Genomic DNA, 11,762 nt, shown 5'->3' on the forward strand with positions numbered 1-11,762 from the left:
GAGCGACGCAGCGCTCCGGGCCGGTCTTTCGTGTGTTCCGTGTACCGCTCAACGGACTGCGGACCCACGCCAGTTGGGGTGCGGAATCAGCCACGCCGCTCCAGGCACCCCGTGCCACACTCACCTCGAACAATGCGGAGCCCTCGGCGTTGAGCGACCCCTCCGTATATCGAACGTGAACCACCGGGCAGCGGACCAGTTCCGGCCAACTCTTGACGCACTCCTGACAAACAGAGCGCGCCGGTGCCACTCTTCCCCTCGATTCCCAGCTCCACCAAAGCTCCACAGTTCCGCACCCTGCTCCACCAAAGCTCCACCGTGCTGAACCGCCTTTGAATTCCCTGCTCCACGTTCTGCCTTGTTCTGCCCGGACGGCACGACCGCGCCGACCGGTCCCCCTGGCCGCGTATCCCGCGGCCACGCAGAAGGAGTCCGTGTTGAGAAGCACCTCTCACAGACCTGCCTCCCACAGACGCGCCACCGCCGCGGGCGCCCTGACCGCCGTCGCCGCCCTTGTCGCGGTGGCCTTCCAGACGGGCCCGGCATCCGCCGACGACCCCGCGATATCGGCGTCCAAGGCCCCGGCCGCCGCCAAGATAGGCAAGGCCGACCCCGGCGCCCTGCCCGTGAAGCTCTCCCCCTCGCAGCGTGCCGCGCTCCTCAAGGACGCCAACGCCACGAAGGCGGACACGGCCAAGGACCTGGGCCTCGGCTCCAAGGAGAAGCTCGTCGTCCGTGACGTCACCAAGGACGGCGACGGCACGACGCACACCCGCTACGAGCGCACCTACGAGGGCCTTCCCGTCCTCGGCGGCGACCTGGTGGTCGACGAGGCGAAGTCCGGGAAGACCGAGGGCGTCACCAAGGCCGCGAAGGCGGAGCTCAAGGGCGTCGACACCAGCGCCGACGTGAAGGCGTCGACGGCCGAGAAGCAGGCGCTCGGCGCGGCGAAGGCCGCGGGGTCCAAGAAGACCGACGCGGACCGCGCGCCGCGCAAGGTCGTCTGGATGGCCAAGGGCGAGCCGACCCTCGCGTACGAGACGGTGGTCGGCGGGCTGCAGCACGACGGCACCCCGAACGAGCTGCACGTCATCACGGACGCGGCCACCGGCAAGAAGCTCTTCCAGTGGCAGGGCATCGAGAACGGCACGGGCAACACGCAGTACAGCGGTCAGGTCACCGTGGGCAGCGCTCAGTCGGGGTCGAACTACACCCTGACCGACACCGGCCGCGGCAGCCACAAGACGTACAACCTCAACCACGGCTCGTCCGGTACCGGCACGCTCTTCTCGGGCCCGGACGACGTGTGGGGCAACGGCCAGGCCTCCAACCTGGAGACCGCCGGCGCGGACGCCGCGTACGGAGCCCAGCTCACCTGGGACTACTACAAGAACGTGCACGGCCGCACCGGCATCCGCGGTGACGGCGTCGGCGCGTACTCCCGGGTCCACTACGGCAACAACTACGTCAACGCGTTCTGGCAGGACTCCTGCTTCTGCATGACGTACGGCGACGGTTCGGGCAACTCCAAGCCGCTGACGTCCATCGACGTGGCGGCCCACGAGATGACGCACGGTGTCACCGCCGCGACCGGCAACATGACCTACAGCGGTGAGTCCGGTGGCCTGAACGAGGCGACCTCGGACATCTTCGCGGCGGCCGTGGAGTTCAACGCCAACAACGCGCAGGACAAGGGCGACTACCTCGTCGGCGAGAAGATCGACATCAACGGCGACGGCACCCCGCTGCGCTACATGGACAAGCCCTCCAAGGACGGCGGGTCCAAGGACTCGTGGTACTCGGGCATCGGCAACATCGACGTCCACTACTCGTCCGGTGTCGCCAACCACTTCTACTACCTGCTGAGCGAGGGCAGCGGCGCCAAGGTCGTCAACGGAACCTCGTACGACTCGCCCACTTCCGACGGTCTGCCTGTGACCGGAATTGGTCGTGACAAGGCGTCGCTCATCTGGTTCAGGGCGCTGACGACGAAGTTCACCACGACCACCAACTACGCGGCGGCCCGCACCGGGACCCTCGCGGCGGCCGGTGAGCTGTACGGCACCACGAGCCCCGAGTACGCGGCGGTCGCCCACGCGTGGGCCGGCGTCAACGTCGGCGCGCGGCCCGGCGGCGGCGGTGGCACGGACTTCGAGAACACGACCGACGTCGCCATCCCGGACCGGGGCGCGGCCGTCACCTCGTCGATCAACGTCACCGGACGCACGGGCAACGCGCCCGCGGCGCTGAAGGTCGGCGTCGACATCGTCCACACCTGGCGCGGTGACCTGGTCGTCGACCTGGTGGCCCCGGACGGATCGACGTACCGCCTGAAGAACTCGAGCGCGAACGACTCGGCGGACAACATCGTCGAGACGTACACGGTCAACGCCTCGTCCGAGGTGGCCAACGGCACCTGGAAGCTGAAGGTCCAGGACGTGGCCGCGCAGGACGTCGGCCGCATCAACAGCTGGAAGCTGACGTTCCCGTAGGCCCTGGGCCCCTGGCCCCTGACCGGGCCTGAAGGTACGTGCAGACTGCGCCGCTCCGGGTGGACCCACTCCCCGGAGCGGCGCACCCATGTAACACGCCGTTCGCATTGCGTACATGGACCATCGCTCAACGGACGATTTCTGGCCAACCTGCGGTCAGGGACCTGACATGCACCTGGCTCACCTGACACTCTTCCCTCGTTCAGTCACACCAGCACACCCGCACCGCATCTTTCAGCTCGGACAGTCCCCATGCCGTCCGGGCCCCCCACAGAAGGAGCATGCGTGACCCCCCACATATCCCGGAAGCGCTCAACGCTGGCCATCGCCACCGCTGTTGCCGCCGGAGCTCTGCTCACCGCCGGTCTGACCACCGGAGCCTCCGCGCAGCCCGACCGGGCCGCCGCGTCATCGGGTGCACAGATCGCGCTCTCCTCCACGGCCCGCGCGGACCTGCTGCAGGACGCGAACACGGCGAAGGCCGCCACCGCCGAGAAGATCGGCCTCGGCGCGAAAGAGAAGCTCGTCGTCCGCGACGTCGTCAAGGACCGTGACGGCACCACGCACACCCGCTACGAGCGCACCTACGACGGCCTGCCCGTCCTCGGCGGCGACCTGGTCGTCCACACCGCCAAGAGCGGCGCGGTCAAGAGCGTGACCAAGGCGGCCAAGGCCACCATCAAGGTCGCCTCCACCTCGGCGAAGGTCGGCGCCAAGTCGGCCGCGAAGTCCGCCGAGTCGACCGCCGCGAAGTCCGGCGACACCAAGAAGGCCGACGCGCAGTCTCCGCGCAAGGTCGTCTGGGCCGCCTCCGGCAAGCCGGTCCTCGCCCACGAGACCGTCGTCACCGGCGTCCAGAAGGACGGCACGCCCAGCAAGCTGCACGTCATCACCGACGCGGCCACGGGCAAGAAGCTCTTCCAGTACCAGGCCATCGAGAACGGCGCGGGCCACAGCCAGTACAGCGGCGACGTCGAGGTCGGCTCGAAGAAGGGCACCAGCGGCTTCGACCTGACCGACGACGCGCGCGGCGGCCACTCGACGTTCGACCTGGCCCACGGCCAGAGCGGCGAGGGCAAGCTCGTCACGGACGACGACGACACGTGGGGCACCGGAAAGCCGGACGACGCCCAGACCGCCGCCGTCGACGCCGCGTACGGGGCCCAGCTGACCTGGGACTACTACAAGAACGTGCACGGCCGTGAGGGCATCAAGGGCGACGGCAAGGGTGCCACCTCGCGCGTCCACTACGGCAACGCGTACGTCAACGCGTTCTGGGACGACAGCTGCTTCTGCATGACGTACGGCGACGGCGAGGGCGACAAGAAGCCCCTGACGTCGATCGACGTCGCGGGCCACGAGATGTCGCACGGCGTCACCGCGGCCACCGCCAACCTGGAGTACAGCGGCGAGTCGGGCGGCCTGAACGAGGCCACCTCCGACATCTTCGGCACCTCCGTCGAGTTCAACGCCAAGAACGCCGAGGACGTCGGCGACTACCTCATCGGCGAAGAGATCGACATCAACGGCGACGGATCGCCGCTGCGCTACATGGACAAGCCCTCCAAGGACGGCCAGTCCCTGGACAACTGGAGCGCGGACGCGGGCAACACCGACGTCCACTACTCCTCGGGCATCGCCAACCACTTCTTCTACCTGCTGTCCGAGGGCAGCGGCGCGAAGGAGATCAACGGCGTCAAGTACGACTCCCCGACCGCGGACGGCTCCAAGGTCGAGGGCATCGGACGCGACAAGGCCGAGAAGATCTGGTTCAAGGCGTTGACGTCGTACTTCACCACGACGACGGACTACAAGGCGGCCCGTGAGGGCACGCTGAGCGCCGCGAAGGACCTGTTCGGCGCGGACTCCGCCGAGTACAAGGGCGTGGACGCGGCCTGGGCCGGCGTCAACGTGAAGTAGTAGTACGCGAAGTCGTAGTACCCACCACCGGGCGGGCTGGATTCCTCCAGCCCGCCCGGTGCTGTTCGGGCGGAGCTCCCGTCCTACCGCAGCAGCACCCCCGCGGCCTCCCCCGTCCCCTCCGACGGCACGGCCACCAGGCCCAATTCCGCCCCGCTGGCCAGCAGTCGGTGCGAGGGCAGGATGCGGACGGTGTAGCCGAACGGCCCCGTCCGGTCCAGCGCCAGCGGCCCCTCGTAGAGACGGCGCCCCTCCGCGTCGGGCCCGCCCACCGGCTTCAGCGGCATCGGGACCGCGTCGGCGATGACGTCCTCGGGGTCGACGCGCCCCGCGATCGTCTGGACCTCCACGTCGTCCGGGGTCAGCTCGCCCAGACGCACGCGGACCCGCAGCGAGAGCGTCGCGCCCAGCTCGGCGGTGGCCCCCGTCGCCGTCGCCTCGACGTGGTCGACGGCGACCCGCGGCCAGGCCGCACGGACCCGCGCCTTCCATTCGGCGAGATCGCCCGCGGCGGCCACGTCCAGCGTGCGATGCGCCCGCGCGGCGGGAACGTACAACTGCTCCACGTAGTCCCGCACCATCCGCCCGGCGAGCACCTTGGGACCGAGCCGGGTCAGCGTCCGGCGCACCATCTCGATCCACCGGTCGGGAAGGCCGCCCGGCCCCTGCTCGTAGAAGCGGGGCGCGATCCGGCGCTCCAGGAGGTCGTACAGGGCGGCGGACTCCAGGTCGTCACGGCGGTCGTCGTCCGTCGCCGCGCCGTCCGCCGTGGGGATCGCCCACCCGAAGTCCGGCTCGAACCACTCGTCCCACCAGCCGTCGAGCACCGACAGATTGAGGCAGCCGTTCAGGGCCGCCTTCATCCCGCTCGTCCCGCACGCCTCCAGGGGCCGCAGCGGATTGTTCAGCCACACGTCGCAGCCGGGGTAGAGCTTCTGCGCCATCGCCATGCCGTAGTCGGGCAGGAACACGATCCGGCCGCGCACCCGCGGATCGTCCGTGAAGCGCACCAGCTCCTGGATGAGCCGCTTGCCCCCGTCGTCCGCCGGGTGCGCCTTGCCCGCCACCACGATCTGCAGGGGCCGCTCGGGATGCGTGAGCAGCTCCATCAGCCGGTCCCTGTCCCGCAGCATCAGGGTCAGGCGCTTGTACGAGGGGACGCGGCGCGCGAAGCCGATCGTCAGGACATCGGGATGGAGTACGTCGTCGATCCACCCCAATTCAGCACTGGCGGCCCCGCGTTGACGCCACGACGCGTACAGCCGCTTCCTGACCTCCGCCACCAGCTGGCCGCGCAGCTCGCGGCGCAGCTCCCAGATGTCCGCGTCCTGGATCTCGGCGACCGCGTCCCACCGCTGGGAACCGCCCACCGAGAGCGCGTCCTCGGTGCGCTGGGCGCCGATCTGGCGGGCGCCGAGGCGGAAGACCTCGGGGGCGACCCAGGTCGGGGCGTGCACGCCGTTCGTGACGGAGGAGATCGGGACCTCCTCGGCGTCGAATCCCGGCCACAGGCCCGCGAACATCTCGCGGCTCACCTTGCCGTGCAGGGTGGAGACGCCGTTGGCGCAGCGCCCGAGGCGCAGGCCCATCACCGCCATGTTGAAGAGGTTGGGCTCACCGCCGGGGTACGTCTCCATGCCGAGGCGCAGTATGCGTTCGACGTCGATGCGGGGCAGTTCGGCGTGCGGGCCGAAGTGCCGGGCGACCAGCTCACGGTCGAAGCGGTCGATTCCGGCGGGGACGGGGGTGTGGGTGGTGAAGACGGTCCCGGCCCGCACCGCTTCGAGCGACGCGTCGAACTCGACGCCGCTCAGGGCCAGTTCATGGATGCGCTCAAGGCCGAGGAAGCCCGCGTGGCCTTCGTTCGTGTGGAAGACCTCGGGCTCGGGGTGCCCGCTGAGCCGGCAGTACGTCCTGATGGCGCGGACCCCGCCGATGCCGAGCAGCATCTCCTGGAGCAGCCGGTGCTCGCTGCCGCCGCCGTACAAGCGGTCGGTCACCTCGCGGGCGCCGGGGTCGTTCTCCTCGACGTCCGAGTCGAGCATGAGCAAGGGGACGCGGCCGACGCTCGCCTGCCAGACGTGGGCGCGCAGCGAACGCCCGCCGGGCAGGGCGATCGCCACCAGGCTCGGGGTGCCGTCCTCCTCGCGCAGGAGGGAGAGCGGCAGCTCGTTCGGGTCGAGCACGGGGTAGGTCTCCTGCTGCCAGCCGTCGCGGGAGAGCGACTGGTGGAAGTAGCCGTGCCGGTAGAGCAGCCCGACCCCGATGAGCGGAAGCCCGAGGTCGCTCGCCGCCTTCAGATGGTCGCCCGCGAGGATGCCGAGCCCGCCCGAGTACTGCGGAAGGGCCGCGGTGATGCCGAACTCGGGCGAGAAGTAGGCGACCGCGCGCGGCAGTTCGGCGCCGCGCTCGGCGGCCTGCTCCTGATACCAGCGATCCCCGGTGACGTACTCCCGAAGACCGTCCGAGGCCTCGGCGAGGCGCCGCAGGAAGGGCCCGTCCCCCGCCAGCTGCGCGAGCCGCGCGGGCGGCACGCCGCCGAGCAGCCGCACGGGGTCGCACTCCGCTGCGGCCCACTGCTCGGGGTCGACGGCCTTGAACAGTTCACGGGTTCCGGTGTGCCAGGACCAGCGCAGGTTGCGCGCCAGCTCCGAGAGCGGGGCGAGAGGTTCGGGAAGGGCGGGTCGTACGGTGAATCGACGGATGGCCTTCATCACGGTGCACCTCTGACAGGCTGTCTGACGGGTGTATGACCGGGGCATTCGTACATCGCGTACCGACGTGTCGCATCGACGGTAGCGGTGAGTCGCCCGTGTCACCACGGCGCACAGGGAGCACGTTCCCCCGCCCTGCGCCTAAGACCCGGTCGTCGCCGCCGCGATCGCCGCCGTGTCCCAGTAGAACGGCCGCACCTCCGTGATCCGACCGCCCCGCACGGTGATCGTCTGCAGTATCGGGAAGGCGAGTTCACGCCCCGTGGCGCGGGCCCTCGCGCGGACCTGGGTGTGGACGACCGCCGTCCCGGCCGTGGTGGCCAGGAACTCCTGTTCGCCGATCTCGAAGCTCTCCCACGTCTCGCTCATGGCGAGGAAGAAGCGGGCCATGCCGTCGTGGCCGCGCCAGGTGCCGCCGTACGGCAGGGCCTGCGCCTGGTGCAGCACGACATCGGGGGCGAAATAGGGGGCGAGCAGGTCGAACGAGGCCCGGCCGGGGCCGCCGGCCGCCAGGTAGCGGGACTCCGCTTCGTACATGCCGGTGAGGACGGTCAGGGGGTCCGGGGCTGCCGGTTCGCGCTCGGTGGTCATGGCGTCAGCGTGACGGACGGGGCGGTGTTCCACCGGCGGGAATCGGACGTCGACATGCCGGCGGTCACCCTGTGGTCCCGTAAGCGGCGGAGGCATCCTGAACCCGTCCGAAAATCGGCGCAACCCTCACAGCACCCCCACGGGCGATATGGCCGATTCCCCCCTGCCCTGTGGTCTTGTAGGGCCTCACGCCGCACGAGAGGCTGCCAAGTGGCGCCCGTGCAGATGCGGGGGATCCGGTACAGACCGGTCCAACTCTGCGGTGCGCACGTCAAGTTGGGGAGGGAAACCAGCGTATGACTCTTACGCGAACGAAGCGTCTGCGGTGGGCTGGAGCCGTTACCGCCGCCACCACGGCGGCGGTACTTTCGGCCATCACGCTGCCCGCACACGCCGCTCCCGCCGATGCCCCGCTGGGGGACATAATCGGCGCCGGTGAGCCCGGTTCCGTCAGCGGGAGTTACATCGTCACGCTCAAGGGCGGGACCTCGGCCCCGTCGGACGCGGGCAAGGGCGTCGCCGAGAAGTACGGCGCCGACATAAGCCGCACCTACAGCACCGCGATCAACGGCTATGCGGTGAAGGCGGGTTCGGACGAGGCCAAGAAGCTCGCGGGTGACTCCAGGGTCGCCACCGTGGTCCAGGACAGCGTCGTGTCCCTGGACCACACCCAGAAGAATCCGCCCTCCTGGGGGCTCGACCGGATCGACCAGAAGGGTCTGCCCCAGGACAAGTCCTACACCTGGCCCGATTCCGCGGGGCGGGGCGTGACCGCGTACGTCATCGACACCGGAGTCCGCGCCACGCACAAGGACTTCGGCGGCCGGGCGAGCAGCGGCTGGGACTTCATCGACAACGACGCCACCGCGCAGGACGGCAACGGACACGGCACGCACGTGTCCGCGACCGTCGCGGGCAAGAGCCACGGCGTCGCGAAGAAGGCGCACGTCGTGGGCGTCCGGGTGCTCGACGACGCGGGGTCGGGGACGACCGCGCAGGTCATCGCCGGGATCGACTGGGTGACGAAGCACGCCAAGAAGCCCGCCGTCGCCAACCTGAGCCTGGGCGGTACGGCCAACGCCCAGCTCGACGCCGCCGTACGCAACTCCATCGCGTCCGGGGTGACTTACACGGTCGCCGCCGGGAACGACGGGCTTCCCGCGTTCCTGTTCTCGCCGGCCCGCGTCAAGGAAGCGGTCACGGTCGGCGCGACGGACACCAAGGACGCCAAGGCGAGCTTCTCCAACTGGGGCGGCAGCCTGGACCTGTTCGCACCGGGCGTCGGCATCACCTCCGCGTGGCGGACGAACGACACGGCCACCGACACCATCTCGGGTACGTCGATGGCCTCGCCGCACGTGGCGGGCGCGGCGGCGCTCTACCTGGCCGATCACCCCTCGGCCACTCCGGCCCAGGTCAGCAAGGCACTGACCGACCGGGCGGCGACGGGCAAGGTGACCGGCGCCGGTCTCGGCTCGCCGAACAAGCTGCTCCAGGTCAACCACCCCTAGAGCACGACGCATCACGGACCAGGCCCCGCCGCCACGGCGGGGCCTGTTCTGTGCGCGCGGCGGCCACGGGCTTGCCTCCAGGGCCGACGCGAAGCACCCTCGATAGGGCGCCGGTCTTGTATGAGGCCTTACGCACCGGTAGTTAACAAAGCGCCGGATTGCCCACCCGAAGTTGGTGGGAAGGCTCCCCCGTACGCACACGGCTCAGTACGGTCAGTCACGGCTCAGTACGGCCAGCAAGCGCGGCACGCAGTCGCAGAACCCCTCCACACCCCCGTATCCGCCCCACTTATGTAACGCGGACAGGAGCGGTCATGCCCTCAACACGCCCGTCGGCGACGCCCTCGGGAAAGGCCCCCGCCAGGGTGCCCCAAACCCCGGCACCACAGCGGGATCCGCAGCTCCCAGAAGGAGCGCGCACTCCGCAGGACCCACCCCCCGGACCCACTCGGCCGGACCCCCTCACCGGCCGCATACCCGTCCTCGACATCGCGCCCCTCGTCCACGGCGGGCGAAGGCCCGCCAAAGCCGTGGTCGGCGAGACGTTCCAGGTCACCGCCACCGTCTTTCGCGAAGGACACGAGTCGGTCGCCGCCAACGTGGTGCTGCGGGATCCGGAAGGCCGCCCGGGGCCGTGGACGCCGATGCGCGAGCTGGCCCCCGGCACCGACCGGTGGGGCGCGGACGTCACCGCGGACGCGGCGGGGAACTGGACGTACTGCGTCGAGGCGTGGGGCGATCCCGTCACCCAGTGGCGGCACCACGCGAGCATCAAGATACCGGCGGGCATCGACACCGAACTCGTCCTGGAGGAAGGCGCCCGCCTGCACGAACGCGCCGCCGCCGACGCCCCCGTGAGCGGTGGCCGCCGCGCCACCCTGCGCGCCGCCGCCGAGTCCCTGCGCGACACGGACCGCCCCGTCGCGGCCCGCCTGGCCGGCGCCCTCACCCCGGAGGTGGACGCGGTCGTCGCGGAGCATCCGCTGCGCGAACTCGTCACGGAGTCACCGCGGTTGCCGCTGGTCGTGGAGCGCGAGCGCGCCCTCTTCGGGTCCTGGTACGAGTTCTTCCCGCGCTCGGAGGGCGCCGTCGTCCGCGAGGGCGAGCCACCGAGGTCGGGGACCTTGCGCACCGCCGCCGCACGCCTGCCGGCCATCGCGGAGATGGGCTTCGACGTCGTCTATCTGCCGCCGATCCACCCCATCGGGACCACCTTCCGCAAGGGCGCGAACAACTCCCTGTCCCCCGGGCCGCACGACGTCGGGGTGCCCTGGGCGATCGGCTCCCCCGAGGGCGGCCACGACGCGGTCCACCCCGACCTGGGCACGATCGACGACTTCGACGCCTTCGTGCGCCGGGCCACCGCCCTGGACCTCGAGGTCGCCCTGGACTTCGCCCTCCAGTGCTCCCCCGACCACCCCTGGGTGGACAAGCACCCCGAGTGGTTCGCGCACCGCGCCGACGGCTCCATCGCGTACGCGGAGAACCCGCCGAAGAAGTACCAGGACATCTACCCCCTGGCCTTCGACCGCGACATGCCGGGCCTGGTCGCCGAGACCGTACGTCTGCTGCGGTTCTGGATGGCCCACGGCGTGCGTATCTTCCGCGTCGACAATCCGCACACCAAGCCCGTCGCCTTCTGGGAGGAGGTGCTCGGCGACATCAACCGCACCGATCCGGACGTCATCTTCCTGGCGGAGGCGTTCACCCGCCCGGCGATGATGCGCACCCTGGCCGCGATCGGCTTCCAGCAGTCCTACACGTACTTCACCTGGCGCAACGGCAAGGACGAACTCACCGACTACCTGCGGGAGTTGTCGACCGACACCGCCCATTACCTCCGGCCGAACTTCTTCGTCAACACCCCGGACATCCTGCACGCCTACCTCCAGAACGGCGGACGTCCCGCCTTCGAGGCCCGCGCCGTGCTCGCCGCAACCCTCTCGCCGACGTGGGGCGTCTACAGCGGATACGAACTGTGCGAGAACGCCCCGGCGAGAGCCGACAGCGAGGAGTATCTGGACTCGGAGAAGTACCAACTACGGCCGCGCGACTGGGAGTCGGCAGGGCGCACCGGCTCCACCATCGCGCCCCTCATCACCACGCTGAACCGCGTACGGCGCGCCAACCCCGCCCTGCGGCAACTGCGTGACCTGCACTTCCACCCCACGGACCAGGAAGCGGTGATCGCGTACTCGAAGACGGCCGACGACACGGACGGATCGAACACGGTTCTGGTGGTCGTGAACCTCGACGCCCACCACACCCAGGAGGCCACGGTCTCGTTGGACATGCCGGAACTCGGCCTCGACTGGCACGAGTCCGTGCCGGTGCGAGACGAGCTCACCGGCGACACCTATCACTGGGGCAGGACCAACTATGTGCGCCTCGAGCCGGGCCGCGCGCCCGCGCACATCCTCCGCGTCCTGCGACCGTCCTCACCGTTGATCGGAGGGTCACCCACACCATGATCATCAATGAGCCCGTCCAGGACACTTTCGAGGACACGCCCGCCAAGGACCGCGATCCGGAGT

At 70.0% G+C, this 11,762-nt stretch carries 6 protein-coding genes; 4 read left to right on the forward strand and 2 right to left on the reverse strand.

Going from position 1 to position 11,762, the window contains the following annotated elements:
* The first annotated feature begins 434 nt into the window (after positions 1-434).
* Both ACFUPX_RS43125 and ACFUPX_RS43130 read left to right on the forward strand, forming a co-directional pair.
* Complete coding sequence (locus ACFUPX_RS43125) at positions 435-2,492, forward strand: M4 family metallopeptidase (protein WP_383335054.1); 2,058 nt, start codon at positions 435-437, stop codon at positions 2,490-2,492.
* 285 nt (positions 2,493-2,777) lie between these two features.
* Positions 2,778-4,412, forward strand: a complete 1,635-nt coding sequence (locus ACFUPX_RS43130; RefSeq protein WP_383335056.1) for a M4 family metallopeptidase — start codon at positions 2,778-2,780, stop codon at positions 4,410-4,412.
* A gap of 83 nt (positions 4,413-4,495) precedes the next feature.
* Here ACFUPX_RS43130 and glgP read toward each other — a convergent pair whose 3' ends face one another.
* Entirely contained in the window at positions 4,496-7,126 is a 2,631-nt protein-coding gene (gene glgP, locus ACFUPX_RS43135) for an alpha-glucan family phosphorylase (protein WP_383335058.1), read from the reverse strand.
* Between the two features lie 141 nt (positions 7,127-7,267).
* Positions 7,268-7,717 (reverse strand): nuclear transport factor 2 family protein, encoded by a 450-nt coding sequence (locus tag ACFUPX_RS43140; protein WP_383335060.1) that lies wholly within the window; start codon positions 7,715-7,717, stop codon positions 7,268-7,270.
* Between the two features lie 296 nt (positions 7,718-8,013).
* Between ACFUPX_RS43140 and ACFUPX_RS43145 the strand changes: the two genes are divergently transcribed.
* Both ACFUPX_RS43145 and ACFUPX_RS43150 read left to right on the forward strand, forming a co-directional pair.
* On the forward strand, positions 8,014-9,228 hold the full coding sequence (locus ACFUPX_RS43145; RefSeq protein ID WP_383335061.1) for a S8 family peptidase: 1,215 nt from the start codon (positions 8,014-8,016) through the stop codon (positions 9,226-9,228).
* A 314-nt stretch (positions 9,229-9,542) separates the two neighbouring features.
* Positions 9,543-11,699: an alpha-1,4-glucan--maltose-1-phosphate maltosyltransferase gene (locus ACFUPX_RS43150; RefSeq protein ID WP_383335063.1), complete on the forward strand. Its 2,157-nt coding sequence runs from the start codon at positions 9,543-9,545 to the stop codon at positions 11,697-11,699.
* Positions 11,700-11,762: the final 63 nt, after the last annotated feature.

The organism is Streptomyces sp. NPDC057302, from assembly GCF_042667685.1.
Lineage (GTDB): Bacteria > Actinomycetota > Actinomycetes > Streptomycetales > Streptomycetaceae > Streptomyces.

Bases quoted from the DNA above. Each gene is read 5' to 3' on its own strand.
- glgP (WP_383335058.1), bottom strand. From the start codon at position 7,126: ATGAAGGCCATCCGTCGATTCACCGTACGACCCGCCCTTCCCGAACCT.
- ACFUPX_RS43140 (WP_383335060.1), bottom strand. From the start codon at position 7,717: ATGACCACCGAGCGCGAACCGGCAGCCCCGGACCCCCTGACCGTCCTC.
- ACFUPX_RS43145 (WP_383335061.1), top strand. From the start codon at position 8,014: ATGACTCTTACGCGAACGAAGCGTCTGCGGTGGGCTGGAGCCGTTACC.
- ACFUPX_RS43150 (WP_383335063.1), top strand. From the start codon at position 9,543: ATGCCCTCAACACGCCCGTCGGCGACGCCCTCGGGAAAGGCCCCCGCC.